Genomic DNA, 25,558 nt, shown 5'->3' with positions numbered 1-25,558 from the left:
CCCGCTCGGCGTGATGGTCGAACCGCCCTACGGCGAACCCGCCGTCCCGCCGCTGCTGGACGCCCTCGCCGCCCTCGACCGGGAGGTGTTCACCATCCTCGAACAGGACCTGTACCCGGTGGAACCCGACGTCCCGCTCGCCATCCAGGCCCGCGCCGCCGGCTACCTCACCGCCTGCGGCCTCGGACCCGTCCGACGCTGGCCCTATTCGTAGACGATCGTGCCGCCGCACTTCGCCCAGACCCTGCACCTGGGCAGCCTCTTCGACGATCTCACCGACGCCGGGCTGACACCGACCACCGTCGTCCTGCGCCACACCACCGTCGCTGCGACCCGTTTCGTGGCGACCCGCCTGGGCGTCGCCCCCGGTCGGCCCCTCACACACCTGCGCCGGCTCCGGCTGGTCGACGGTCGACCGCTCGCGGTCCTGGAGAACTACCTCACCCACGAGATCGGTGCGACCGCCGCCGCATCGCTGACCGGCGGCGGCCTGCACCAGCTGCTCCGACAGCAGGGCGTGCACCTCCGACTGGCCACCCAACGCATCCACGCCCGGCTCGCGACCCGCGAGGAGTGCGGACTCCTGCAGGAACGTGAGCCGTGCACCGTCCTCACCTCCAGCCGCATCGCCTACGACCGCGAGGGCGTGGCCGTCGAACACACCCAGCACGTCTACAACCCGCGGCTGTTCACCTTCGTCAGTGACCTCTCGTTCGACGATCCACCCGGCGACACCGACCGCGGCCCTGGCCGGTGGACCGGGGACGCCCCCGACGGTGCCCGCTGACCCGGCCCGTCCTGTCCGCACGTCACGCCGACCGCGAGGTCCTCACCGGAGGAGCGGACCGCCGGGAGGGACCGACCGGCGTCCGCTCGCCCACCGGGCCGACGCCCGGCCGCACAATGGAGCGCGCTCGCCCCGCGTGGCGACGAGCAGGAAGGCACTCCCATGTCCCAGACCCTCCCCGGCGGCACGTACCGGATCGGCGACCTCGAGGTCACCCGCGTCGGGTACGGCGCGATGCAGCTCGCCGGCCCCCACGTCTTCGGCCCGCCGCAGGACCGCGACGCCGCGATCGCGGTGTTGCGCACGGCCGTCGAACTCGGCATCAACCACATCGACACCTCGGACTACTACGGCCCGTACGTCACCAACGAGATCATCCGCGAGGCGCTCTCGCCGTATCCGGAGGACCTGCACCTGGTCACCAAGGTCGGCGCCCGGCGCGACGAGAACGGCGGCTGGCCGCCCGCGCGTGAGCCGGCCGAGCTGGTCCAGCAGGTCCACGAGAACCTGGAGCGGCTCGGCCTCGAGGCCATGGACGTCGTCAACCTGCGACTGGGTGGCCTGGACACCCCGGAGCCCGGTTCGGTCGCCCGCCCGTTCGAGGCGCTGGCCGAGCTGCAGCAGCAGGGCCTGATCCGGCATCTCGGGCTCAGTACGGTGACGCTCGAGCAGGTCACCGAGGCGCAGACCATCGCGCCGGTGGCGTGCGTGCAGAACATGTACAACATCGCCCATCGCCGCGACGACGAGCTGATCGACAGCCTCGCCGAGCAGGGCATCGCCTATGTGCCGTACTTCCCGCTGGGCGGTTTCTCGCCGCTGCAGTCGGAGACGCTGGACGGGATCGCCGCCCGGCTCGATGCCCGCCCGATGGCCGTGGCGCTGGCCTGGCTGCTGCAGCGCTCACCCAACATCCTGCTCATCCCGGGGACGTCGTCGGTCGACCATCTCCGCGAGAACGTGGCCGGTGCGGGGCTCCGGCTCAGCCCCGAGGTCGTCGCGGAACTCGACGCCATCGGCGGCTGACCGGCCCCGGGGACGGCGTCCCGGTCCGGAGAGGACAACGCCCCGGGACGGCTCCGCACGGCGGGAGGAGCCGTCCCGGGGTGACGGTGGGGCCGGCCGGTCAGCTGGGCTGGTAGGTGAGGCAGTCCGCGGTGCTCGCGCCGGCGCCGATCCGCACCGACGACGCGGTGCACTCCAGCGAGGCGTTGTGGGTGCACTCGGCTCGCTGGCAGGCGCCGATGGAGCCGTGCACGGACGACAGGCCGCCCTTGCTGCCCAGCGGGATGAACGTCGCGCAGGCGGCGTCGGACGCGCTGCCGCTGATGGTGATCGCGTGCGCGTGGCACGACGAGTGGTCGTTGTACGAGCAGCCGGTGACCGAACACTCGTCGATCGGGCGCATCTCCAGGCTGGCGGTCATGGTGTCTCCTCGGGGGCTGGGGCGGTGTCGGGGTGGCGGGCCGGGGTCGTCCGCGACCCCCCGCCACTGCCGACCGTAGTACCCGCGCGGCGCCGAGAACAGCCCTTCGCTCCGGTGTTTTCCCAGCTCAGGGGTGGTGTCAGGGAAGGCTCGGCTTACTGAGGCAAGGCATACCTGCACGGTCGGCGGGGCGTCTGCGCGGGACGGCCGCCCGATTCAGGTGAGGCAGGCCTGACGTCAGCCGACGACGGCGCCCATGGCGGCGGGCAGATCCCTGCGGGAGGTGACGCCGAGTTTGGCGTAGGTGCGGGACAGGTGGATCTCGACGGTCTTCAGGGTGACCCACAGCGACTCGGCGATCTGCCGGTTGGTCAGACCCTCGACCGCGAGGTCGGCGACCCGGCGCTCCGCCGCGGTCAGCGCCTGGGTGCCGGTGACGTGGTCCCGGCGCGGTCGGGCGCCGGCGGCCTCCAGTTCGCGGCGGGCGTGGCGGCCCAACCGCAGCGACTCGGTGCGGGCGGCGGCGTCCAGCGCGCGGCGCAGCGGTTCCCGGGCGGCGGCACGGTCGCCCGCGCGGACCAGCCGCGCCCCGAGGTCGTGCTGGGCCCAGCCGGTCTCGAGGCGGTACGGCGTGTCCTCGAGCACGGCGACGGCCTCGGTGAGCACGGTGATCGCCTCCTCGGTGGCGCAGGTCAGGGCCTTGACGCGCAACGCCATCCCGACCGAGCCGGGAAGCTGCGCCGCGCGCGCCACGGCGATGTCGTGCTCGGTCAGCTCCCGCGCCTCGTCGCGGCGGCCCCGCGCGACCAGCACCTCGGCCAGTCGGAGCCGGCCGCGGGTCGCGTTCGGGATGACCCAGCCGCGGTGCGCGTCGAAGGCCACCACCCGGCGGAGGTCGGCCTCGGCTTCGTCGAGGCGACCCTGCAACAGCCGCAGGTAGCCGCGGGCGGTCAGCGCGAACGGTTCCATGAAGGTGTGCTCGGCCGGCCCCAACGGCAGGTCCATCACCGCCGCCGCCTCCTCGAGACGGTCGCGGTGCACGAGGTTCTCGACGGCGACCGCGGCCGCGACGGGCACCGTCAGGTCGAAGCCGAGCTCCCGCAGGTTCTCCAGGCACAGCAGCGACCGGGCGGCGCCGGTGGCCACCGACCCGAAGTCGCGGTGCCAGTACCCCCACGACTGGTCGACGAAGAACCGGGCCTCCCGCAACCCGTGTTCGGCGACCAGCTCCTCACCCTGCTCGAGCACCTCGCGGCAGCGCTGCGCCGACTCGGTGAACCGCATGGCGTGGGTCAGCAGGTTCCAGGTTGTGCTGGCCGGCCCGACGGCCGCCATCAGGGATCCGTCGGCCAGCGCGCGTTCGGCCATCGCCTGCACCCGTGGCGCGGGTCGTCCGGAGCAGGCCTCCTTCACCGCGAGGTGCGCCAGCATGATCGAGGACGGGGAGGGGTCGGCCCGCGCCGCCGCGAAGGCCGCCGCCCGCGCCTCCGGGAACGCCTCCGGCAGGATCAACGCCTCCAGCGTGAAGGCCTCGAGGCGCAGCTTCAGTGCCGGGTCGGTCGCCTCCTCCAGGCCGCGGCGGACCTCGTCCAGTGCCGCAACCGGGTCGGTGTGCACCAGGTGGTTGCCCAGCGCGGCCCGGGCCCGGGCGGCGTCGTTGCCCGGCGGCAGCAGCGTCACCGCGCGCCGGAGCCGGTCCGGGCCGGCCGGCAGTTGCAACCGGACCTCGAGCTCGCCCAGGGCCAGCAGCACGCCCGGAAGCCGCCCGGCGGACGGCGGTTCGGCCAGCGCGCGGTGCAGGTGCGCGATCGCGGCCTCGTGGGCGTCCTCGGCGGCGGCCGCGGCGGCGGACCGGACGAGATCCTCGACGGCCTGCGGATCACCGGCCGGCGCGACGGCGAGCCAGTGCAGGGCGATCTCGGCCGGGCGGGCGCCCCGCCCGCGCAGCCGGTCGACCGCCGCCCGGTGCATCGCCGACAGCAGCTCGGGCGGGCAGGAACCGATCACCGCCGCCTTGACCAGCGGATGCACGAAGGTCCACGAACCGGGTTGCAGCACCGCGGCGGCCGCGAGCGTCTCCAGCGTGCGGACCACGGACCCACGGTCGCGGCCGGTCAGCGCGACGAGGTCGTCGAGGGTCCCGCGTTCGCCGGCCACGGCGGCGGCGCGGGCGACGGTGGTGGCGTCCGGGCCGAGCGGCCGCAACCGCCGCAGCACCGTCGGCGCGACCCCGGGGGCGCCGAGCGCGGTGAGCCGACCGCCCTCGGCGTCGGTACCGGTGAGGTGCAGCGCCGACGCCTCGCGCGCCAGCAGCGTGACCAGCAGCGGGTTGCCGCCGGTCGCCTGTCGGGCGGCGGCGGTGAAACCCGGCTCGGGCGGCGCGCCCAGCGCCCGCGCGAGCACGTCGGCCACCGCGGCCGTGTCCAGCGGTGCCGGCCGCAGCACCGTCGCCGACGGTCCGTGGGTGATCTCGGCGAGCAGGTCGACGGGGGTGTCGGGTTCGGCCGAGCGGACCGTGGCCACGAGGGCCAGCGGCAGGCCGTCGAGCCGCCGGCCGAGGTACTCCAGGAACCGCAGCGTCGGCAGGTCGGCCCACTGGAGGTCGTCCACCAGCAACAGCACCGGCCGGTGCTCCGTCAGGTTCACCGTCAGCCAGTACAGGCCCAGCTGCACGGCGTAACCCTGTTCCTCGGTGGTGTCGCTGCCGCTGAACAGCGCCGCGGCCCGGCCGGCGGCCCCGGTGAACAGGCGGTGCCGGTCGTCGGGGCCGACAGCGGCCAGGGCAGGCTCGAAGAGCTGGTGCACGACGCCGTAGGCGAAGGCCCGGTCGAGTTCGGACGCGCGGGCGGTCAGCGCCCGCAGACCCCGGTCGGCCGCCTCGTCCCGCAGGTACTCCAGCAGGGCGGTCTTGCCGATGCCCGCCGGTCCCTCGAGGACGACCACGCGACCCTCGCCGCGGGCGGCGTCGGTGAGGACCCGGTCCAGCACGGCCGTCTCGTCGCCGCGGGAGAACAACACAGTCGCCACCCGCCCAGCCTAGGAGGGCCGCGACGGCCCTGCGCGGTCCGGACTCCGGCCGGGCCCTGGAGACGCCGGTCACGAAACACCGGCCGCACGGCGGGTCCGGCGAGAATGGACCCCCGAGGGCTGGGGGTGCGGTGGGCGGCGTGATCAGCGGCTTCGCGGTCATCGCCGTCGTCGTGGGCGTCGGATACCTGCTCGGCCGCTGGACGGTGCTCGGTGCCAGCGGCCGCGAGGTGCTGTCACTGCTGACCTTCAACGTGGCCACCCCGGCGCTGCTGTTCGCGTTGACGTCCGCGTCGGACCTCGCCGTCCTGCTGTCGCAGCCGCTGCTGGTGACGGTGCTCGCCACCCTGGTCTGTGCGGGCGTGTTCGTCGTGGTGGGGGCGCTGCGCCGGTGGGGGGTGGGCCGGACGACGATCGGTGCGCTGTCGGCCAGCTACGTCAACGCCGGCAATCTCGGGATCCCCATCGCCTCCTACGTCCTCGGTGACGCGTCGCTGATGGTCCCGGTCATCCTGTTCCAGATGGTGCTGTACACGCCGGTGGCGCTGACCGTCATCGACCTGGCGCAGGGGGCCGGGGGAGTGCCGGCGTGGCGGCGGGTCGCGACACCGCTGCGCAACCCGGTCGTGGTGGCGGCGTTGGCCGGGATCGTCGTGTCGGTGACCGGCCTGACGCTCTGGCACCCACTCGGCGACGCGGTGGACCTGATCGCCGGGATGGCGGTGCCGGCGATGCTGCTGGCGTACGGCATCTCGCTGCGCGGGGCGAGCACGCCGGGGCGCGGCGAGGACAGTGCGATGGTGTGGCTGGCGGTCGCCCTGAAGACGGTCCTGCAGCCGGTGCTCGCGTGGGTGCTGGCGGCCCTGGTGTTCGGGCTGGAGGGGCCGACCCTGCTCGCGGTGGTGGTCATCGCGGCGCTGCCGGCGGCGCAGAACATCTTCACGCACGCCTCGCGGTACCGCGTCGGGGTCGACCAGGCACGGGAGGTCATCCTGCTGACCACCCTGCTGGCGCCGGTGGCGCTGACCGTGGTCGCCGCGCTCCTCGGCTGACCCGCATACCGCCCCGGGGTCGGTGGGTACAACGGCACCATGGCATTCACACCGCAGTTCGCAATCGTGACCGCATCGGATTCGGGGATCGGAAAGGCCACGGCCATCGCCCTGGCGAAGGCCGGGATGGACGTCGGGATCACCTGGCACTCCGACGACGAAGGCGCCGAGGACACCGCCCGCCAGGTCCGGGCGCTGGGCCGCAAGGCCGTCGTCGCGCACTTCGACGCCACCGACCTGCCCGGCTGCGCCGACGTGATCGACGACCTCGTCCACCAGCTCGGCGGGTTGGACGTGTTCGTCAACAACGCCGGCGGCGGCATCAACGGGCCGTTCCTGGAGTACGGCTACGACACCTGGCGCCAGGACATGGCGCTGAACCTCGACGCCGTCTTCGTCTGCGTGCAACGGGCCGCGTCGCGGATGGTCGAGGCCGGGAACGGCGGTCGGCTGATCGTGGTCAGCAGCGTTCACGAGCATGCGCCACGGGTCGGGTCGGCGGCCTACGACGCGGCCAAGCACGCCACCGGCGGACTGATGAAGACCGTGGCGCTGGAGCTCGGTCGGTACGGCATCACCGCCAACACGGTCGCGCCGGGCGAGATCGCCACCCCGCTCACCGGCAACGAGGAGGAGGACCCGAGCGGCGACAAGCGCCCGGGGGTGCCGCTCGGACGGCCGGGTGCGCCGGAGGAGGTGGCCGCGGTCATCGCCTTCCTCGCGTCGCCGGCGGCGAGCTACGTCACCGGCGCCTCCTACGTCGTCGACGGTGGGATGCTGCAGATGGGGCCGCAGGGCGGCTCCGACATCACCACCGACGACTGGCGCACCGCGTCCTGAGCGTCAGGACTCCAGCACCGACAGCACGTTGCCGGCGGGGTCGCTGAACCACGCGATCAGCGGCCCGCCGCCGCGCATGATGCCGCGCTCGTCGTGTTCCATGCCGGGGTAGCGCAGGATCTCCACGCCCCTGGCGGTCAGCGCGTCGACCGCGGCCTCGACGTCGGCGACCGGGAAGTTCAGCACGGTGAAGGTGGCCGGCCGGTGCGCCTCCCCCTTGGGGTAGACCAACACCGTCCCGCCGCCGCCGAGGTGCAGCGTCAGCATGCCGTGCTCCTCGGCCACGTCGAGGCCGAGGACCTCGGTGTAGAAGGTGCGGGCGGTGTCGGTGTCGTCCACCGAGAAGCCGCTGAAGGCCGGGGCGTCGCGGAACATGGTCCCTCCACAGGAGTTCGGTCGGAGTCGATGATGCGCCGGACGACGCGGCACGGCCAGCCGACGGGGTCGCCACCGCGTGCCTCCGGGGTGCCGGGACGACGACGCCGGGCCGGACGGTGCCTCAGCCGCCCAGCAGCTCGGCCGCGCGGCGGCGGATCTCCTCGTCGGAGATCCGGGTCGCCGACAGCTCGACGAGGATCGCGGCGTACAGGTCGTTGGGCGCCTGGAACTCCAGGGCGATCCCGTCCGGGTCGGTGAAGTTGAGGTGGGAGCCGAGGGGCATGTCCTGGATGGGCGAGTACGGGACCCCGGCGTCCTGCAGCCGGCGCTCCCACTCCTCCAGGTCGGCGCGCGATCCCGCCGTCAGGCCGAGATGGTCCAACCCGGTCCGTAGCGGGCTGAAGGTGTCGGTGGAGCTGTCCGGTGGATGCAGCAGCGCCACCGAGAATCCGCTGCGTCGGTCCAGACACAGGCGGCCGTGTCCGAGATCCAGCACCATCGTCAGGCCGAGCACGTCGCAGTAGAACCGCTCACTGACATCGAGATCCGTCACGGTCAGCGCGACGTGGTTGACACCCTCGAACTGCACCACCGCGACCTCCTGGCGTGTGTCGCCCCCGGGACTCGATCATCGCTCGCGCCCGGCCGGCGCGCTCGGTGGACGGATGGCCGACGAGGTCCCACGACGGCGGGCGTCCGTACGCGGTCGGTGGTCGGTGGTCAGTGGTCGGGGGTGAGGTGGTGGAGGACTTCGAGCGCGGCGTCGGCGATGACGGTGCCGGGGCCGAAGACCGCGAGTGCTCCGCCCTCGATCAACTCCGGGATGTCGGCGGGTGGGATGACTCCGCCGACGACGATGCCGATGTCGGGGCGGCCCTGGGCGGCGAGGGCGGTCTTGAGGGCGGGGACGAGCGTGAGGTGGCCGGCGGCGAGGGAGTTGACGCCGACGACGTGGACGTCGTTGTCGATGGCCTGCAGGGCGACTTCCTCGGGGGTGGCGAACAGCGGCCCGGCGTCGACGTCGAAGCCGAGGTCGGCGAACGCCGAGATCAGCACTTTCTGCCCGCGGTCGTGCCCGTCCTGGCCCATCTTGGCGATGAGGATGCGGGGCCGCCGGCCGGCGGCCTCGGCGAACGCGTCGGTGGCCGCGAGGGTGCGTTCGACGGCTTTCTCGCCGCCGGAGGCCTGGGCTTCGGCGCGGTAGACCCCGGAGATGGTCTGGATGACCGCGGTGTGCCGGGTGTAGACGCGTTCCAGGGCGTCGGAGATCTCCCCGACGGTGGCGTGCGCCCGGGCGGCGTCCACGGCCAGGGCGAGGAGGTTGTCCGACAGGTCCGGCGCCCCGCCGGCCGCCGAGGCGGCACCGGTCAACGCGTCGAGAGCGGCGGTCACGGCATCGTTGTCGCGTTCGGCGCGCAGCCGTCGGAGTTTGGCGACCTGGGCGGCGCGGACGGAGCGGTTGTCGATCTTGAGGACCTGCAGCGGTTCGGGGTCGGCCAGCGGGAAGGTGTTGATGCCGATGACGGGTTGGTTGCCGGAGTCGATGCGGGCCTGGGTGCGGGCGGCGGCTTCCTCGATGCGCAGTTTCGGGATGCCGGCCTGGATGGCCCTGGTCATGCCGCCGAGGCTTTCGATCTCCTCCAGGTGGTGCCAGGCGCGGTCGGCGAGGTCGGCGGTGAGCCGTTCCACGTAGTAGGAGCCGCCCCACGGGTCGATGATCGCGGTGGTGCCGCTCTCCTGCTGCAGGAACAGCTGGGTGTTGCGGGCGATCCGGGCGGAGAAGTCCGTCGGCAGCGCGAGGGCCTCGTCGAGGGCGTTGGTGTGCAGCGACTGGGTGTGGCCCTGGGTGGCGGCCATCGCCTCGATGCAGGTGCGGGCGACGTTGTTGAACGGGTCCTGCGCGGTCAGCGACCATCCCGACGTCTGGCAGTGCGCCCGCAGGATCCGCGATTTGGGGTTGCGCGGGTCGAACTGGCCGGTCAGGCGGTGCCACAGGGCGCGGGCGGCGCGCATTTTGGCGATCTCCATGAAGAAGTTCATCCCGATCGCCCAGAAGAAACTCAACCGCGGCGCGAACGCGTCCACCGGCAGCCCGGCGGCGACGCCGGCCCGGATGTACTCGACCCCGTCGGCCAGGGTGTAGGCGAGCTCCAGGTCGGCCGTGGCCCCGGCTTCCTGCATGTGGTAGCCCGAGATCGAGATCGAGTTGAACTTCGGCATCCTCGCCGCGGTGAAGGCGAAGATGTCGGAGATGATCCGGATCGACGGCTCCGGCGGGTAGATGTAGGTGTTGCGGACCATGAACTCCTTGAGGATGTCGTTCTGGATGGTCCCGGCGAGTTTCTCCGGCGGCACCCCCTGCTCCTCGGCCGCCACGATGTACAGCGCCAGCACCGGCAGGACCGCGCCGTTCATCGTCATCGAGACGCTGATCTCGTCCAGCCGGATCGAGTCGAACAGCTCCCGCATGTCCAGGATCGAGTCGATCGCGACCCCGGCCATCCCGACGTCGCCGGTGACGCGGGGGTGGTCGGAGTCGTAGCCGCGGTGCGTCGGCAGGTCGAACGCCACCGACAGCCCCTTCTGGCCGGCGGCGAGATTACGGCGGTAGAACGCGTTGGATTCCGAAGCGGTCGAGAACCCGGCGTACTGCCGGATCGTCCACGGCTGCGTGGTGTACATCGTCGGATACGGCCCCCGCAGATACGGCGCCACCCCCGGAAACCCCGACGGCCACTCCAGACCCTCGACGTCGGTCGCGGTGTACACCGGTTTCACCTCGATGCCCTCCGGCGCGGTCCACGGGGAAGCGTCGGGAACCGGTGTGGCTGCAGCGCTCTCACCGGGACCGTCGCCCAGCGGCAGGTCGGCGAAGCTGTCCGGGATACCGGCGGTCGACGTCATCGCTGAACCTCTTCCCGGGTCAAGTGGTCGTGGGTACGGCGCAGCAGGGCCAACAGGTCCCCGCCGACAGCCAGGTGGTCGTCGACGAGATCGCCGAGCTCGGCGGGCGGGCGGCCGGCCAGCACGATCCGGCCGGCGCCGGCCGCCCGCAGCGCCGACACCACCTCCGCACCACGCTCCCGGTAGGCGGTGTCGGTGCCGGCCAGACACACCACCGACCGGCCCGACCGCGCGAAAGCATCCACCAGTTCGGCGGTGTCGAGGTCCGGGCCGCTGCGGTCCACCGCGATCCCACCCACCGCCAACGCGTTGACCGCGAACTGGGCGCGGGCGTTGTGCTCGGCGAGCGGTCCCAACACCGCCAGGAACACCCGCCCGCCGCCGGCCCGGTCCCGCAGCTCCTCGAACTCCGCCGCCCATCCCGGCGGCGTTTGATCGTCGCCCGTCCCCGCCGGCCGGGGCAGCAACTCCTCGCCGGCGTCGGGGAACTCGGTGACCCCGGTGACCGGCAGCCGCCGGTCCGCGATCCGGCGGCGACGCTGCGCACCGGCCGCGTCGAAGCCCGCGTACAGCGACCCGTCGGCCAGCGCGGCCAACACACCACCCGCAGCCTCGATCCGCCCGAACTCCGCCCACCCCCGGGCCGCCAGATCCGCGGTCAGCATCTCCACCGCGTACGCACCACCCGCCGGGTCGTTCACCCGGGCGGTGTGGGACTCGCTGATCAGCAACGCCGACGTGTTCCGCGCCAGCCGCCGGCCCAGACCCAGCGGCGCCCCCAACGCCGTGTCGAACGGCAACACCGTCACCGCGTCCGCGCCACCCGCACCCGCCGCGAACGCCCCCACCGTGCCGCGCAGCAGATTCACCCACGGGTCGTACCGGGTCAACATCGGCCGCGACGACACCCCGTGCTGCCGCTGCCGGGCCACGTCCGGTCCCACCCCGCACAGCTCCAGCACCCGCCGCCACACCACCCGCGCCGCACGGAACTTCGCCAACGTCAGGAACTGATCCGCCGTCGCGGCGTACCGGAACTCCAACAACGCCGCCGCCGCCCCCGGGCCGATCCCGGCAGCCGCAGCCGCCCGCAGATACGCCACCCCGACGGCCATCGAGTAACCCAACTCACCGACCTCCGCCGCCCCCGCGTCGTGCGCCACCGTCGCGTCCACCACCAGGGCCAGCGTCCCGTTCTCCACGGCCAACGCCATCAGCGCACCGACCTGCCCGGTGACAGCGCCGGTATCCGGCACCGCCCGCCGCCGCACCGCACGACCGACCGGATCCGCACCGAAATTCGTCCCGATGGCCGGCGCGACCCCCTGCTTCCGCAGTGTCGCGACGAGAGCGCGGGCGGCCTCCAGCTCGTCCACGCCGTCGCGGACGTCCAGCACCACGGGCGCCATCTCCAGGTACACCTCCGACAGCGCCACCCCGACGTCGGCGACCGCCACCCCCGGGCCACCGACGGTCAACACCAACGACGTCGCCCCGGTCTCCAGCTCGGCCACCGCATCCTCGGCGACCCGGGTGGCGTCCCCGCCCACCAGGACCGAGCGGACGTCCCAGCCCGCGGTGTCCCGCCGACCCTCCCGCGCGCCCGGCAGTGGCCGCGGAGCCCGGTCCGCCGTACCCAACGGCGGCACCGGCACCCCGTCCAGCGTGCGCCTCGCCAGCGCCGCCCAGGCGTCCTCATCCGGGGCGTCGTCGCCGAGCAAGCGGGCTCTGCGCGCCACCGCGGCGGCAGCCGACGCCCACTCCCGGGCCGGACCACGATCGGCCACGGCCTGTCCTGTCGACTCCGGTGTCGGCGTCATGGTCGGATTCCCACCTCTGGTCGGCGACGATCTCGGGCGTGGGCCACAGTGGCGGACGTCGACGGCGGTCGACCGGTTCCGCCCGGCGCGGCTCGATGGTACTGAGTATCGTATAGATGGAACGCGGTGCTGGCATACAGTCTGCACGATCACACGGAGGAGGGCCAGATGGACTTCCCGGAGGTGCCGAGAACGGTGACGTCCGCCCGCGGTCCGCGGAGCGCGTCCCGTGGACCGGGGGCACTGTGAGCCGCCCCGGCCCCACCGTGGACGAGCTGGCCGACGCCGTGCGGGCAGGATCGCGGTCCTCCCTCGCCCGGGCGATCACCCTCGTCGAGTCGCGCCGCGCCGACGACCGGCTCCGCGCGCGGGACCTGCTGGCGGCGCTCCGTTCTGAGGCCGTCGACACCTGCCGCATCGGCGTGTCGGGGATCCCCGGGGTCGGCAAGTCCAGCTTCATCGAGACGCTCGGCCGGCACCTGATCGACCGCGGCCACCGGGTCGGGGTGCTGGCCATCGACCCGTCGAGCGTGCGCACCGGCGGCAGCGTCCTGGGCGACAAGACCCGGATGCCGTCACTGGCCGTCGACCCGCGGGCGTTCGTCCGGCCCTCACCCACCGCCGGGACACTCGGCGGCGTCGCGCGCACCACCGCCCGGACGATGACGCTCGTCGAGGCCGCCGGGTTCGACGTGATCATCGTCGAGACCGTCGGGATCGGGCAGTCCGAGTTCGCCGTCGCCTCCATGGTCGACACCTTCCTGCTGCTGGCCCTGGCCCGGTCCGGTGACCAGCTGCAGGGCATCAAGAAGGGCGTGCTCGAGGTCGCCGACATCGTCGCGGTCAACAAGGCCGACGGCGATCACCTCGTCGAAGCCCGCTCCGCCGCGCGGGATCTGCGGCAGGCCCTGCACGTCGTCGGACAGCCCGAAGGCGCCTGGCGGCCCGTGGTCACCACCTGCTCGGCCCTCACCGGCGCCGGGGTCGACGGGGTGTGGCAGGCCGTACAGGACCACCGTGCGTTCCACGGACCCGACGAGCTCCGCCGCCGACGCGCAGCCCAGCAGTGGTCGTTCGTGCACACCCTGGTCACCGACGAACTCACCGACCGACTGCGGCGGTCCACGGCGGTCAGCCGACTCCAGGACTCCGTCCGGACCGAGGTCCTCGAGGGCCGGCTGGGGGCCGGTGAGGCAGCCGACCTGCTCCTCGCCGCCTTCGACGGGCGCCCGGCAGGGCCCTCCGCCGACACCCGCCCCGGACGGGGCTGAGCCGTCCGGTCAGGACGCGGTGCCGCCGGCCTCCACCGCCCGGCGCAGCGCCGGCAGGACGCTGTCCAGCGACTCGCCCGTCCGGAACACCACGACCGTGGTCCCCTCGCCGCGGTGCGGTTCCCCGGCCGGCGTCGAGAACAGCGCGACCACCTGGGCCAGGGCCGCGTCGACCTCCTCGATGGGGGAGCTGGTGTCGCCCCGCAGCCATCGCCGCAGGACGTGGTTGTGCGCGGCCACCACCGACGACGCCATCAGCTCGGCCCGCAGTGCGGCGTCGGGGACCGACCCCATCCAGTCCGCGATGAACTCGCGGAAGAGCCGTTGGTAGGGCGCCACGCTCGCGATCTCCCGGTCCCGCAGGGCGGCGACCCGGCTGGTCAGCGCGTAGCGCTTGCGGGCGCGGTCGCCCTCCTCGACGTAGTGCAGCAGGACCAGTCGGACCGCTTCGGTGACGGCGACGATCGCCGTGGTGGTGCTGGACGTGTCGAGTCGCTGCCGGATGGCCGCGAGCAGCCGGTCGTGCACCGGGAAGATCACGTCCTCCTTGGACCGGTAGGTCCGGAAGAACGTGGTCCGACTGACCTCGGCGCGTTCGGCGATGTCCTCCACCGTCGTCTGTTCGTAGCCGCGCTCGTCGAACAGCGCGAACGCGGCATCGGCCAGTCGGTCCCTGACCGACGGTCGGTGGGACGGCTCTGTGGTGGTGACGGGGGGCTCCTCGCTCGACGGGGACTGCTTGACGCGTTCGACGGTACTCAGTACCGTTCGATCGACACTCGGTGTTGCCCGTCGTGACGGCGGACGTCCCCGAGGTACTCATTTTCGACGAAGCGAGGTCCCGATGCGGGCAACACCGCCAGTGCCGGACGTCCACACCACCATGGGCAAGCTCGCCGAGCTGGAGCGCCGCCACGACGAGGCGGTGCACGCCGGATCGGCCCGAGCCGTCGAGCGGCAGCACGCCAAGGGCAAGAAGACCGCCCGGGAGCGGATCGAGCTGCTGCTGGATCCGGGGTCGTTCGTGGAGACCGACGAGCTCGCCCGGCACCGCTCGACGACGTTCGGGATGGACGCCAACCGTCCGCCCGGTGACGGTGTGGTGACCGGCTACGGCACCGTGGACGACCGTCAGGTGTGCGTGTTCAGCCAGGACGTCACGGTGTTCGGCGGCAGTCTCGGCGAGGTCTACGGCGAGAAGATCGTCAAGATCATGGATCTCGCGATGCGGACCGGATGCCCGGTGATCGGGCTCGTGGAGGGCGGCGGCGCCCGCATCCAGGAGGGCGTCGCGTCGCTGGCGTTGTACGCCGACATCTTCTACCGCAACGTGCAGGCTTCCGGCGTCATCCCGCAGATCTCGGTGGTGATGGGGGCCGCGGCCGGCGGTCACGTCTACTCGCCGGCCCTGACCGACTTCATCGTGATGGTCGACAAGACGTCGCAGATGTTCATCACCGGCCCGGACGTGGTCCGCAGCGTCACCGGCGAGGAGGTGACCCTCGAGGAGCTCGGGGGCGCCCGGGTGCACAACACCACCAGCGGGAACGCGCACTACCTGGCGGCCGACGAGGACGACGCGATCGGCTACGTCCGCGAGCTGCTGGCCTTCCTGCCGAGCAACAACCTGGATCCGGCGCCGGTCGTGGACACCGACGTCGACCTCGACATCACCGACACCGACCGGGAACTCGACACGCTCATCCCGGATTCGCCGAACCAGCCGTACGACATCCACACCGTCATCACCCATCTCGTGGACGACGGCGACTTCCTGGAGGTGCAGGCGCTGTTCGCGCCCAACATCGTGGTCGGTTTCGGGCGGGTCGAGGGCCGGCCGGTGGGCGTGGTGGCCAACCAGCCGCTGCACCTGGCCGGCTGCCTGGACATCGACGCCTCGGAGAAGGCGGCCCGCTTCGTGCGCACCTGCGACGCCTTCGACATCCCGATCATCACGCTGGTCGACGTACCCGGCTTCCTGCCCGGGGTCGGACAGGAGCACGCCGGCATCATCCGCCGCGGCGCCAAGCTCATCTACGCCTACGCCGAGGCGACCGTTCCGAAGGTCACCATCGTCACCCGGAAGGCCTTCGGCGGCGCCTACGACGTGATGGGGTCCAAGCACCTGGGGGCCGACGTCAACCTGGCCTGGCCGACCGCGCAGATCGCCGTGATGGGAGCGCAGGGCGCGGCCAACATCCTCTACCGCCGGGAACTCGCCGCGGCCGACGACCCGGCGGCGCTGCGTTCGGAACTGGTCACCGCCTACGAGGACACCCTGGTCAACCCCTACATCGCGGCCGACCGCGGGTACGTCGACGCGGTGGTCGCACCGTCGCGGACCCGGACCCATCTCATCCGCTCGCTGCGGCTGCTGCGCACCAAGCGGCAGATCACGCCGCCCAGGAAGCACGGGAACATGCCGCTGTGACCGCCGTTCCCGCGACCGGTGTCGACGGCGTGCCGGTGCTGTCCATCCACCCGGCCCCGACGGCCGTCGAGACCGCCGCCGTGGTCGCCGTTCTCGCGGCGCTGACGGCCGCACCGGCACCGTCCACGCCCCGTCGGACCGCACGGTCGGCGTGGGTCGATTCGGCCCGGTCGCGCACCGGGCTGCACCCGTCCTGGCGGCACTCCGACCGGACGTTCCCGTGACCGTGCCCTGTGAACCCACCCCGCCTCCCGAAGGACGCGCATGCAGAAGATCCTGATCGCCAACCGCGGCGAGATCGCCGTCCGGGTCGTCCGGGCGTGCCGGGACGCCGGGTACACCTCGGTGGCCGTCTACGCCGAGCCCGACCGGGACCTCCCGCACGTCCGGATGGCCGACGAGGCCTACGCGCTGGGCGGCAGCACCCCCGCCGACTCCTACCTCGACATCCCGAAACTGCTGGCGGTCGCGGCGACCTCGGGCGCCGACGCGGTGCACCCGGGCTACGGCTTCCTGTCCGAGAACGCGGAGTTCGCGCAGGCCGTGTCCGACGCCGGGCTGACCTGGATCGGTCCGTCGCCGCAGGCCATCCGCGACCTGGGCGACAAGGTCGTCGCCCGGCACATCGCGTTGCGGGCCGGTGCGCCGCTGGTCGCCGGCACCACCGACCCGGTCGCCGGACCCGACGAGGTCGTCGCGTTCGCCCGCGAGCACGGGCTTCCGGTGGCCATCAAGGCCGCGTTCGGCGGCGGCGGGCGGGGCCTCAAGATCGCCCGCACGATCGAGGAGATCCCCGAGCTGTACGCGAGCGCGGTCCGGGAGGCGGTGTCGGCGTTCGGCCGTGGTGAGTGTTTCGTGGAGCGCTACCTGGACCGTTCCCGGCACGTCGAGGCGCAGGTCCTCGCCGACACCCACGGCAACGTCATCGTCGTCGGCACCCGCGACTGCTCGCTGCAGCGCCGCAACCAGAAGCTCGTCGAGGAGGCCCCGGCGCCGTTCCTGACCGATGAGCAGCGGGCGACCATCCACGCCAGCGCCAAGGCGATCTGCCGGGAGGCGGGCTATTCCGGTGCCGGCACCGTCGAGTACCTCGTCGGCAACGACGGCGTGATCAGCTTCCTGGAGGTCAACACCCGCCTCCAGGTCGAGCACCCGGTCAGCGAGGAGACCGCCGGGATCGACCTGGTGCGTGAGCAGTTCCGCATCGCCGAGGGCGAGACTCTGCGGTTGACCGAGGATCCCGCGCCGCGCGGCCACGCGTTCGAGTTCCGGATCAACGGCGAGGACCCGGGCCGCAACTTCCTGCCCGCTCCGGGCACCGTCACCACCTACCGCGAACCGGCCGGACCCGGCGTGCGGGTCGACGCCGGCGTCGAGGGTGGCACCGTCGTCGGGGGAGCCTTCGACTCGCTGCTGGCCAAGCTGATCGTCTGGGGCCCGACGCGTGGCGAGGCGCTGGCCCGGGCCCGCCGCGCGCTGGACGAGTACGTCGTCGACGGGATGGCCACCGCGCTGCCGTTCCACCGGGCCGTGGTGCGCGACGAGGCGTTCACCGATGAGCCGTTCCGGGTCTACACCCGCTGGATCGAGGAGGAGTTCGACAACCGGATCCCGGCGTTCGTCGCCGCCCCGGTCGATCCGACCGAGACCGCTCCGCGGCAGAGCCTGGTGGTGGAGGTCGACGGCCGCCGCCTCACCGTGACGCTCCCGGGATCGTTGTCGGTGGGCACCGCCGCCCCGGCCGGTGGGCGCACCCCGGGCAAGCGGCGGGCCGGCGGTGCCCGGTCCGGACCCGCGGCGACGGACAGCGCGCTGATCGCCCCGATGCAGGGCACGATCGTGAAGGTCGCCGTCTCCGACGGCGACACGGTGGAAGCGGGCGACCTCGTCCTGGTCCTGGAGGCGATGAAGATGGAGCAACCGGTCAACGCGCACCGCAGCGGGGTCATCCGCGGGCTCGCCTCGGTCGACGGCGCCGTCGTCACCGCGGGCACCGTGATCTGCGAGATCGACCAACCGTGACCGGCCTCGCCGACGCGCTTGGCCTGACCGGCACCGTCATCGACCACGTCGGCATCGCCGTCCCGGACCTCGACGCCGCGATCGCCTTCCACACCGACGTGCTGGGCGGCACTCTCGCCCATCGCGAGCAGAACGCCGAGCAGGGCGTCGACGAGGCGATGATCGCCTTCGGCGGCGACGGCGGCGCCCAGATCCAGCTGCTCGCGCCGCTCACCCCGGCGTCGACCATCGCCACGTTCATCGACAGGCGCGGTCCCGGTCTGCAGCAGCTGGCGTTGCGGGTGCCCGACGTCGACGAGGCCTGCGCCCGGCTCCGGGCCCGGGGCTCCCGGTTGCTGTACGAGACCCCGCGGCGGGGCACCGCCGGCTCCCGGATCAACTTCGTGCACCCCCGCGACGCCGGGGGCGTGCTGCTCGAACTGGTGGAGCCGGCCCGCCGGCCCTGACGGGACGGCCGCACCGACCGCACCGGCAGCACGGACCGCGCTCACAGCACTGCCGGCACTGGCAGCACCGATCGCACTGCCGGCACTCGCAGCGCCGGCAACACCGACCGCGCTGCCGGCAGTGACAGCATTGGCAGCACCGATCGCACTGCCGGCACTCGCAGCACCGATCGCACTGCCGGCACTCGCAGCGCCGACCGCACTGCCGGCTCTGGCAGCACCGACCGCACTGCCGGCACTCGCAGCATTGGCAGCACCGACCGCACTGCCGGCATCGCCTCGACCGCGCCGGCCCGGCCGTCCGTGTCGGCGGCCGGGCCCCACCGTCAGAAGTCGGTGCTGCGGCTGAGCGACTCCCACTGGTCGGCCTCGGTGCGCAGCGCGTCCAGGGCGGTCCGGAAGCTGTCCGAGGCGTCGCTGCCCAGGAGCAGGAGGTACGGCGGCGCATCGGATTCGACCGCCTGGATGAGGGCGGCGGCCGCCTTCGCCGGATCGCCCTGCTGGGTGCCGTGGACGGTGTCGTGCTCCTTGCGGCGCCGGCCGGCGGTGTCGGCGTAGTCGTCGATGGGGTGCTTCGACTGGGTGAGCGAGCGGCCCGCGAAGTCGGTGCGGAACCCGCCGGGCTCCACCACCATCGCCGTGATGCCGAGCGGAGCCACCTCCTTGCGCAGCGACAGGGTCAGCGCTTCCACCGCTGCCTTGACCGCGGCGTAGTAACCGGAGCCCTCGGGGCAGACGCGCGCGCCGATCGACGAGAGGTTCACCACGGTGCCCGACCGGCGCGCCCGCATCCCCGGCAGCACCGCCTTCACGGTGCGGACACTGCCGAAGACATGGGTCTCGAACAACCGGCGCACATCCGTGTCCTCGCCCTCCTCGACCGCCGACCGGTAGCCGTAACCGGCGTTGTTGACCAGGACGTCGACCCCGCCGAAGCGGGCCTCGGCGGCCGCGACCGCGGCGGCCACCTGCGCGTCGTCGGTGACGTCCAGCGCGACCGCCAGCGCGGTGTCCGGATGGGAGCGGGCGAGGTCCTCGACCGTGCTGACGTCACGTGCGGTCACGACGACCTGATGGCCGCGGGCGAGTACGGCCTCGGCGAGGGCGCGACCGAGCCCGGTGGAGCAGCCGGTGATCAACCAGGTGGTGGGCATTCGGGGCCTGCTTCCGAGAGTGGGTGCGGGACGGACGTCCCCCGCGACCACGGTAGAGGGCTGCGGGGGCGCGGCGGATCGCTGCGCACCGTGGACGGCGTCGGCCGTGTGTGAACAGCCCCGGGAGCGTGCGCCGCCCGGCCGCCGCACCGCAGCGCACCTGCCCCGGCGGTCCCGCGGGTCGCCGTCGCGCGTGGTCGGTGACGGCGCCCTGGGGTGGCACCCTGATCCGGTGCTGCTCGCCGTACTCGTGGTCGTCCTGCTCGCCGTACTCGGATTCGCCGTCCTGCGACCGAAGGGCCTGCCCGAGGCGACGGCCGCGGTGCCCGCGGCGCTGCTGGTCATCGGGCTCGGCGCGATCAGCTGGTCCGAGGCCGGTGCGGAGGTCCGCTCGCTCGGCCCGACCGTGGGCTTCCTCGCCGCGGTGTTGCTGTTGGGCTACCTGTGCGAGGCCGAGGGGGTGTTCGCCTGGGCGGGCGCGTGGTGCGCGAAGGCCGGTCGCGGGAACCCGCAACGGCTGCTCGTCCTGGTGTTCGGGCTGGCCTCGATCACCACCGCGGTGTTGTCGCTGGACGCGACCGTGGTGCTGCTGACCCCGGTCGTGTTCACCACGGCCGCACGGCAGCAGCTCCCGGCCCGCCCACACGTCTACGCCTGCACCCACCTGGCCAACTCCGCGTCGCTGCTGCTCCCGGTCTCCAACCTGACCAACCTGCTCGCGCTGCGGGCCAGCGGGCTGTCGTTCACCGCGTTCGCCGCGGCGATGGCGCTGCCCTGGGTCATCGCGATCGTCGTCGAGTACGTGGTGTTCCGGCGGTTCTTCCGCGCCGACCTGGCCGGCCGGTCGACCCCGGCGGCCGCCGAGCCGGTGCGCACACCGACGGTGGCGCTCGTCGTGCTGGCGCTCACCCTGGTCGGCTTCCTCGTCGTCGAGCCGGTGTGGGCGGCCGCCGGCGGCGCGGTGGTGCTGGGGATTTGGGCGCTGGTCCGGCGGGCGGCGTCGGCCCGGCAGCTCGTCGAGGCGCTCAACCTGCCGTTCGTCGCGTTCGTCCTCGGACTGGGCATCGTGGTGACCGCCCTCCAGGTGAACGGTCTGCGTGACGGGATCGCCGCGATCGTGCCCGGCGGCACCTCCTTCCCGACCCTGCTGCTCATCGCCGCGATCGCCGCGGTGCTGTCCAACCTGGTCAACAACATCCCGGCCACGCTCGTGCTGCTGCCGTCGGTGGTGGCCGGCAGCGGCAGCGTCGGCGTGCTGGCCGTCCTCATCGGCGTTAACCTCGGCCCGAACCTGACCTACGTGGGTTCGCTGGCGACGTTGCTCTGGCGTCGGCTGCTGCGCGAACGGGACGCCGAGCCGGCGATCGGTGACTTCCTCAAGCTCGGCGCCCTGACGGTGCCGCTCGGGATCGTGGCGTCCGTGGCCGGGCTGTGGGCGTCGTGGCAGCTGGTCGGAGGATGACGATGCGGGTGGTGATCTGGCTCCGTGAGGGGCTGTGGGAGACGGCCGTGGACACGGCACTGCGACTCGGTGGTCCGGACGCGGCGTTCACCCTGCTGCACGTCACGTCGACCGAGGTGTCGGACGTGATCGCCGGCGGGATGGCGGGGCTGCTCGGCCGCCGGCACCGGCCCGCGCCGGCCGTCGCCGAGGTCGACGCCGAGGCCGAGCGGGCGCTGCTCGACGCCGCCCGCGCCCGGCTGGGCCGCGACTGCGCCGAGCTGACCCGCCGCGGCCGGGTCGAGCGGGAGGTCACCGCCGCGGCGGCCGACGCCGATCTGCTGCTGGTCACCCGCGACGGCGACCGGGCGCGGCTCGGCCCGCACTCGCTGGGCCCGGCGACCCGCTTCGTCGTCGACCACGCGCCGTGCCCGGTGCTGCTGGTGTGGCCCGAGGCCGCCCCGGCGCTGAGCTCGATCCCGGCACCCCCGCCGCCCGGACACCGGCCGCCCCCGCCGCCACCGCACTGACGGCTCGATGCAACGGCCGCGGGGTGACGACTCCGCGACCGTGGCGCTGTCTCAGCGACCGTTCCACTGTCCCGCGCGACCGTGGCGCTGTCTTCGCGACAGTTCCGCCGGCTCCGCGACGGCTGCGGTCGGACGGAGCCGTCGCGAGGTGGCCGGAGCTGTCGCGAGGTGGCGGGAGCTGCCGCGGGGTGCGGGCCGTCCACGTCCCGCCCGCGCCCCCCGCGTCCGGTGCGCGACCCGGGCACCGGTGGCAGCCGGCTCGCCGCAGATCCCCCGGCGCGAAACACAGCGAGGCGTCAGCCGGCCCCACCCGTCAGCGTCACCGGACGTCCGGCCCGCAGCGCCGCGGTCAGCGCCGGCAGTTCTGCGACGATCTGCCGGGGGATCGGCGCCCCGGCAGACTCCAGGGCCAGATCGATGTCGACCAGCGGGCTGACGCCGGCTGCGGCGCGCACCGCCGCCCAGACCTCCGCCGCCGTCGCGCCGCTGGTCTCGGCGTCGGCGGCGGCCGTCCGCAGCTCCTCCGGACCGAAGGCCGCGGTGGACAGCACCCCGGCCATCACCGGCAACCGGGCCGACTCCAGCGACGCGGCGGTGTAGCCGGCCAGCGCCGCGATCACCGCCGCGACCCGCTCGGCCGGATCCAGGATGACCGCCCCGTCGCCGTGTCGGACGGCGACGCGACCCTGCATCTCCAGCGCCACCAGCGCCTGGGCCAGGGTCGCCCGGCTGACTCCCAGCTCGACAGCCAGTTCCCGCTCGGGTGGCAGCCGGTCGCCGGGTGCGAGACCCTGGGCCTCGATGAAGGCCGTGATGTGCTCGGCGAGCTGCTGGTACAGGCGCGGGCGGACGAGTCTGGGAGCCGCCTCCTTGCGTCGCCCCAGTGCCATGGGGCGACTGTATTGACAACCGACGAATTGGTCGAGAGGCTAGGCCAATAGGCCATTGCCTGTTCCACACCGGGACGGGCGCGGTCTGGTCGCCGGGGTGCAGCGACACCGCCGCCCGGCCGCCGAGCGTTCGACAAAGGAGTCGGCATGTCTGCAGAAGTGGTCGCACTGGTGGTGCTGGTGCTGGTCTTCCTGATCGCGAGTGTGCGGTCGGTGAACATGGGCGCGCTCGCGCTGGTGGCGGCCGCGGTGGTCGGCGCGACCGTCTACGACGTCGGGCCGGCCGCGGTGCTGGAGGGCTTCCCCGGCAACCTCTTCGTGATCCTCGTCGGGGTGACCTACCTGTTCGCGCTGGCGAAGAACAACGGGACCGTCGACTGGATCGTGCATGCCGCGGTCCGCGCCGTGGGTGGCCGGGTCGCTCTGGTGCCCTGGGCGATGTTCGCCGTCTGTGCCGCGATCACCGCGATCGGCGCCATCACCCCCGCCGCCGTCGCGATCGTCGCCCCGGTGGCCCTGGGCTTCGCCCGCCGCTTCAGCATCAACCCGGTGCTGATCGGCATCCTGGTCGTGATGGGCGCGACCGGCGGCAGCTTCTCGCCGATCGGCATCTTCGGCGCCATCACCAACGGTGTCGTCAGCGACAACGCGCTGCCCGGCAGTCCGCTCATCCTGTTCCTGGGCTGTTTCGGGGCTGCCGTGCTCATCTCGCTCGTGGTGTTCTTCGCCTTCGGTGGCCGGGAACTGCTGTCCCGCCGCGACACCGACCGCGTGCAGAACAACTCCTACGTCGACGAGGTCGCCGGCGCGGCCGCCCGCACCGCCACCCGTACCGGCGTCACCGGCACCCCGCAGGCCGCGGTGGAGTCATCGGGGCGGGCGGCCACCATCTCCGGGATGGGCGGTGGCCCGTCCGACGGCAACACCGCTGGCACCGGCGACGCGACCGCCGGGACCGGCCCGCAGGACGACGACCACCGACTCAACGGCGACCGCATCCTGACCCTGATCGGCCTGGTCGGTCTCGCGGTCGGCGCGTTCGCCTTCGACCTGGACGTCGGCTTCACCGCCCTCGGTGTCGCGGTCGTGCTCACCCTCATCTCGCCCAAGTCGGCCAAGGGTGCGGTGGACAAGATCAGCTGGGGCACCGTGCTGCTGATCGGCGGCATCGTCACCTACGTGTCGTTGCTGGAGGACCAGGGCACCGTCCAGTGGCTGGGTGACCAGGTCGCCACCGTCGGCGCGCCGCTGCTGGCGGCGTTCCTGATCTGCCTCATCGGTGCGGTGGTGTCGGCGTTCGCGTCCACCACCGGCATCCTGGGCGCGCTGATCCCGCTGGCCGTGCCGTTCCTGCTGACCGGTCAGGTCGGGGCCGTCGGACTGGTGACCGCGCTGGCCATCTCGAGCTCGATGGTCGACTGCAGCCCGTTCTCCACCAACGGTGCGCTGATCGTGGCTAACGCCGAGGAGAAGGACCGCGAGCTGGTCTTCCGGCGCCTGATGCAGTGGGGCATGTCGATCGTCGTCGCGGCTCCGGTGCTCAGCTGGGCGTTGCTGGTGCTGCCGGGCTGGCTGTGAACCGGGCTCCGCGACCTCGCCGGGCCGTTCCGGACCCCGCCACCCGGCGGCCGGCGTGAGCGCGACCCGGATGGGCGCCGCCGAGATCATCGACCAGTTCCTGGACGCCGGCACGTTCCGGTCCTGGGACGTGCCGATCACGCAGCACCCCGCATCACCGGAGTACGCCGCGATGCTCGTCGAGGCCCGGGCGAAGACCAGTCTGGACGAGTCGGTCATCACCGGCGAGGGCCGGTTGCGCGGTCGCCGGGTCGCGGTCGTGGCGAGCGAGTTCGCCTTCCTGGGCGGCAGTATCGGCGTCGCGGCGACCGAGCGGCTGACCGCGGCGGTGGAGCGGGCCACCCGGGAGGGGCTGCCGCTGCTGGCGTCCCCGGTGTCCGGGGGCACCCGGATGCAGGAGGGCACCATCGCCTTCCTGCAGATGGTCAAGATCGCCGGCGCGGTCGCCGCCCACAAGGCCGCCCGGCTGCCGTACCTGACCTATCTGCGCAGCCCCACCACGGGCGGGGTGCTGGCGTCCTGGGGGTCACTGGGGCATCTCACGGTGGCCGAGCCCGGCGCGCTGATCGGCTTCCTGGGCCCGCGGGTCTACCGGGCGCTCTACGGCGAGCCCTTCCCCGAGGGTGTGCAGACCGCGGAGAACCTCTTCGCACACGGGCTTCTCGACGCGGTGCTGCCGCCGAGTGACCTGCCCGCGATCGTCGACCGGGTGTTGACGGTGCTGCTCGCACCGCGGCACCGCACCACCCACCCGCCGGCCGCGGAGGAGCCGTCCGCGCCCGTGCCGGAGCCGGACGCCTGGACGTCGGTGCTGATCTCCCGGTCCCCCCGGCGACCGGGAGTGCGCCGACTGCTGCGCGCCGCGGCGACCGACGTGACGCCGCTGAACGGCACCGGGACCGGCGAGGTCGACCACGGGATCATGTTGGCGCTGGCCCGGTTCGGCGGCGCACCGTGTGTGCTGCTCGGGCAGGACCGGCGGCACCAGGACGCCCATCAACCGCTGGGACCGGCGGCACTGCGGGAGGCCCGCCGCGGCATGCGGCTGGCCGTGGAACTGCAGCTGCCGCTGGTGACGGTCATCGACACCCCCGGGGCGGCCCTGTCGCAGGCGGCCGAGGAGGGTGGCCTCGCCGGCGAGATCGCCCGTTGCCTGGCCGATCTCGTCACGCTGGACGCGCCGACCGTGTCGGTGTTGCTGGGGCAGGGGACCGGTGGCGCGGCGCTCGCGCTGGTGCCGACGGACCGGGTCATCGCGGCCCGGCACGCGTGGCTGTCGCCGCTGCCGCCGGAGGGGGCCAGCGCGATCGTGCACCGCGACATCGGGCACGCGGCCGAGATGGCCGCCGAGCAGGGCGTCCGGTCCGGTGACCTGCAGCGCGCCGGGATCGTCGACCGCATCGTGGAGGAGCTGCCCGACGCCGCGGACGAGCCCGTCGAGTTCTGCCGCCGGCTGGGCCGGGTGCTCGCCGACGAGCTGTACCAGCTGATGCCGGTGCCGCCGACCGAGCGGCTGCGCCGCCGGCACCGGCGCTACCGGGACCTGGGCCTGCCGGGCTGA

General features: G+C 73.2%; 22 protein-coding genes and 1 pseudogene. 14 read left to right on the top strand and 9 right to left on the bottom strand.

What is annotated here, in order from left to right; translation table 11 throughout:
• The 3 genes and pseudogenes from DB033_RS20400 to DB033_RS20390 form a co-directional block, all read left to right on the top strand.
• Positions 1-214: pseudogene (locus DB033_RS20400) on the top strand (2-keto-myo-inositol dehydratase); the annotation flags it as partial.
• 6 nt (positions 215-220) lie between these two features.
• Complete coding sequence (locus DB033_RS20395; protein WP_157970834.1) at positions 221-787, top strand: GntR family transcriptional regulator; 567 nt, start codon at positions 221-223, stop codon at positions 785-787.
• 162 nt (positions 788-949) lie between these two features.
• Positions 950-1,813, top strand: a complete 864-nt coding sequence (locus DB033_RS20390; protein ID WP_111768781.1) for an aldo/keto reductase family oxidoreductase — start codon at positions 950-952, stop codon at positions 1,811-1,813.
• Positions 1,814-1,913: 100 nt separating this feature from the next.
• Here DB033_RS20390 and DB033_RS20385 read toward each other — a convergent pair whose 3' ends face one another.
• Both DB033_RS20385 and DB033_RS20380 read right to left on the bottom strand, forming a co-directional pair.
• Positions 1,914-2,213: a DUF1540 domain-containing protein gene (locus DB033_RS20385; RefSeq protein ID WP_111768780.1), complete on the bottom strand. Its 300-nt coding sequence runs from the start codon at positions 2,211-2,213 to the stop codon at positions 1,914-1,916.
• Positions 2,214-2,450: 237 nt separating this feature from the next.
• Positions 2,451-5,240, bottom strand: a complete 2,790-nt coding sequence (locus DB033_RS20380) for a helix-turn-helix transcriptional regulator (protein ID WP_111768779.1) — start codon at positions 5,238-5,240, stop codon at positions 2,451-2,453.
• Positions 5,241-5,371: 131 nt separating this feature from the next.
• Here DB033_RS20380 and DB033_RS20375 point away from each other — a divergent pair, with 131 nt between their 5' ends.
• Positions 5,372-6,292 carry an AEC family transporter gene (locus DB033_RS20375; protein ID WP_111768778.1) on the top strand — a complete coding sequence of 307 codons (921 nt, stop codon included), beginning with the start codon at positions 5,372-5,374 and terminating at the stop codon, positions 6,290-6,292.
• A 39-nt stretch (positions 6,293-6,331) separates the two neighbouring features.
• A complete protein-coding gene (locus tag DB033_RS20370) occupies positions 6,332-7,132 on the top strand; it encodes an SDR family oxidoreductase (protein ID WP_111768777.1) in 801 nt (266 codons plus the stop codon).
• Positions 7,133-7,135: 3 nt separating this feature from the next.
• On the opposite strand, the gene DB033_RS20365 is transcribed toward DB033_RS20370, so the two are convergent.
• From DB033_RS20365 to DB033_RS20350, 4 genes are all read right to left on the bottom strand, one after another.
• The gene (locus DB033_RS20365; protein ID WP_111768776.1) at positions 7,136-7,507 is read right to left on the bottom strand and encodes a VOC family protein; all 372 of its coding nucleotides are present in this window, start codon (positions 7,505-7,507) and stop codon (positions 7,136-7,138) included.
• A gap of 124 nt (positions 7,508-7,631) precedes the next feature.
• A complete protein-coding gene (locus DB033_RS20360) occupies positions 7,632-8,102 on the bottom strand; it encodes a VOC family protein (RefSeq protein ID WP_111768775.1) in 471 nt (156 codons plus the stop codon).
• 128 nt (positions 8,103-8,230) lie between these two features.
• Positions 8,231-10,414 carry a methylmalonyl-CoA mutase gene (gene scpA, locus DB033_RS20355; protein WP_111768774.1) on the bottom strand — a complete coding sequence of 728 codons (2,184 nt, stop codon included), beginning with the start codon at positions 10,412-10,414 and terminating at the stop codon, positions 8,231-8,233.
• Positions 10,411-12,234 (bottom strand): methylmalonyl-CoA mutase family protein, encoded by a 1,824-nt coding sequence (locus DB033_RS20350; RefSeq protein WP_111768773.1) that lies wholly within the window; start codon positions 12,232-12,234, stop codon positions 10,411-10,413. Before DB033_RS20350 ends, scpA begins: the two co-directional genes overlap by 4 nt.
• 245 nt (positions 12,235-12,479) lie before the next feature.
• Between DB033_RS20350 and meaB the strand changes: the two genes are divergently transcribed.
• Positions 12,480-13,505: a methylmalonyl Co-A mutase-associated GTPase MeaB gene (gene meaB, locus DB033_RS20345; protein WP_240615996.1), complete on the top strand. Its 1,026-nt coding sequence runs from the start codon at positions 12,480-12,482 to the stop codon at positions 13,503-13,505.
• A 9-nt stretch (positions 13,506-13,514) separates the two neighbouring features.
• Here the strand turns inward: meaB and DB033_RS20340 are convergent, their stop codons facing one another.
• Positions 13,515-14,171, bottom strand: a complete 657-nt coding sequence (locus DB033_RS20340; RefSeq protein WP_276309252.1) for a TetR/AcrR family transcriptional regulator — start codon at positions 14,169-14,171, stop codon at positions 13,515-13,517.
• Between the two features lie 178 nt (positions 14,172-14,349).
• Here DB033_RS20340 and DB033_RS20335 point away from each other — a divergent pair, with 178 nt between their 5' ends.
• From DB033_RS20335 to mce, 4 genes are read left to right on the top strand one after another with little or no spacing between them, the layout of a single operon-like run.
• Positions 14,350-15,936 carry an acyl-CoA carboxylase subunit beta gene (locus tag DB033_RS20335; RefSeq protein ID WP_111768770.1) on the top strand — a complete coding sequence of 529 codons (1,587 nt, stop codon included), beginning with the start codon at positions 14,350-14,352 and terminating at the stop codon, positions 15,934-15,936.
• Positions 15,933-16,160: an acyl-CoA carboxylase epsilon subunit gene (locus tag DB033_RS20330; RefSeq protein WP_111768769.1), complete on the top strand. Its 228-nt coding sequence runs from the start codon at positions 15,933-15,935 to the stop codon at positions 16,158-16,160. The genes DB033_RS20335 and DB033_RS20330 overlap by 4 nt, the downstream gene beginning before the upstream one ends.
• Before the next feature lie 40 nt (positions 16,161-16,200).
• The gene (locus DB033_RS20325) at positions 16,201-17,958 is read left to right on the top strand and encodes an acetyl/propionyl/methylcrotonyl-CoA carboxylase subunit alpha (RefSeq protein WP_111768768.1); all 1,758 of its coding nucleotides are present in this window, start codon (positions 16,201-16,203) and stop codon (positions 17,956-17,958) included.
• Positions 17,955-18,404, top strand: coding sequence for a methylmalonyl-CoA epimerase (gene mce, locus DB033_RS20320; RefSeq protein WP_111768767.1), 450 nt, complete (start codon positions 17,955-17,957; stop codon positions 18,402-18,404). Before DB033_RS20325 ends, mce begins: the two co-directional genes overlap by 4 nt.
• A 326-nt stretch (positions 18,405-18,730) precedes the next feature.
• Here mce and DB033_RS20315 read toward each other — a convergent pair whose 3' ends face one another.
• Positions 18,731-19,558, bottom strand: a complete 828-nt coding sequence (locus DB033_RS20315) for an oxidoreductase (protein ID WP_111768766.1) — start codon at positions 19,556-19,558, stop codon at positions 18,731-18,733.
• 232 nt (positions 19,559-19,790) lie between these two features.
• Between DB033_RS20315 and DB033_RS20310 the strand changes: the two genes are divergently transcribed.
• Complete coding sequence (locus DB033_RS20310) at positions 19,791-21,020, top strand: SLC13 family permease (protein ID WP_111768819.1); 1,230 nt, start codon at positions 19,791-19,793, stop codon at positions 21,018-21,020.
• Positions 21,017-21,529, top strand: a complete 513-nt coding sequence (locus tag DB033_RS20305) for a universal stress protein (protein ID WP_205844068.1) — start codon at positions 21,017-21,019, stop codon at positions 21,527-21,529. The genes DB033_RS20310 and DB033_RS20305 overlap by 4 nt, the downstream gene beginning before the upstream one ends.
• A gap of 296 nt (positions 21,530-21,825) precedes the next feature.
• Here the strand turns inward: DB033_RS20305 and DB033_RS20300 are convergent, their stop codons facing one another.
• The gene (locus tag DB033_RS20300; RefSeq protein ID WP_111768764.1) at positions 21,826-22,419 is read right to left on the bottom strand and encodes a winged helix-turn-helix domain-containing protein; all 594 of its coding nucleotides are present in this window, start codon (positions 22,417-22,419) and stop codon (positions 21,826-21,828) included.
• Between the two features lie 147 nt (positions 22,420-22,566).
• Here DB033_RS20300 and DB033_RS20295 point away from each other — a divergent pair, with 147 nt between their 5' ends.
• A complete protein-coding gene (locus tag DB033_RS20295; protein WP_111768763.1) occupies positions 22,567-23,997 on the top strand; it encodes an SLC13 family permease in 1,431 nt (476 codons plus the stop codon).
• Between the two features lie 70 nt (positions 23,998-24,067).
• Positions 24,068-25,558 (top strand): carboxyl transferase domain-containing protein, encoded by a 1,491-nt coding sequence (locus DB033_RS20290; protein ID WP_111768818.1) that lies wholly within the window; start codon positions 24,068-24,070, stop codon positions 25,556-25,558.

This window comes from Nakamurella deserti, from assembly GCF_003260015.1.
Taxonomy (GTDB): domain Bacteria; phylum Actinomycetota; class Actinomycetes; order Mycobacteriales; family Nakamurellaceae; genus Nakamurella; species Nakamurella deserti.
The sequence above is the reverse complement of the archived record's forward strand: the minus strand, read 5'-3'. Positions and strand labels throughout refer to the sequence as shown.

Bases quoted from the DNA above. Each gene is read 5' to 3' on its own strand.
- DB033_RS20385 (WP_111768780.1), bottom strand. From the start codon at position 2,213: ATGACCGCCAGCCTGGAGATGCGCCCGATCGACGAGTGTTCGGTCACC.
- DB033_RS20295 (WP_111768763.1), top strand. From the start codon at position 22,567: ATGTCTGCAGAAGTGGTCGCACTGGTGGTGCTGGTGCTGGTCTTCCTG.
- scpA (WP_111768774.1), bottom strand. From the start codon at position 10,414: ATGACGTCGACCGCCGGTATCCCGGACAGCTTCGCCGACCTGCCGCTG.
- DB033_RS20365 (WP_111768776.1), bottom strand. From the start codon at position 7,507: ATGTTCCGCGACGCCCCGGCCTTCAGCGGCTTCTCGGTGGACGACACC.
- DB033_RS20315 (WP_111768766.1), bottom strand. From the start codon at position 19,558: ATGCCCACCACCTGGTTGATCACCGGCTGCTCCACCGGGCTCGGTCGC.
- DB033_RS20335 (WP_111768770.1), top strand. From the start codon at position 14,350: ATGCGGGCAACACCGCCAGTGCCGGACGTCCACACCACCATGGGCAAG.
- DB033_RS20325 (WP_111768768.1), top strand. From the start codon at position 16,201: ATGCAGAAGATCCTGATCGCCAACCGCGGCGAGATCGCCGTCCGGGTC.
- DB033_RS20290 (WP_111768818.1), top strand. From the start codon at position 24,068: ATGGGCGCCGCCGAGATCATCGACCAGTTCCTGGACGCCGGCACGTTC.
- DB033_RS20370 (WP_111768777.1), top strand. From the start codon at position 6,332: ATGGCATTCACACCGCAGTTCGCAATCGTGACCGCATCGGATTCGGGG.
- DB033_RS20390 (WP_111768781.1), top strand. From the start codon at position 950: ATGTCCCAGACCCTCCCCGGCGGCACGTACCGGATCGGCGACCTCGAG.
- DB033_RS20350 (WP_111768773.1), bottom strand. From the start codon at position 12,234: ATGACGCCGACACCGGAGTCGACAGGACAGGCCGTGGCCGATCGTGGT.
- DB033_RS20300 (WP_111768764.1), bottom strand. From the start codon at position 22,419: ATGGCACTGGGGCGACGCAAGGAGGCGGCTCCCAGACTCGTCCGCCCG.
- DB033_RS20305 (WP_205844068.1), top strand. From the start codon at position 21,017: ATGACGATGCGGGTGGTGATCTGGCTCCGTGAGGGGCTGTGGGAGACG.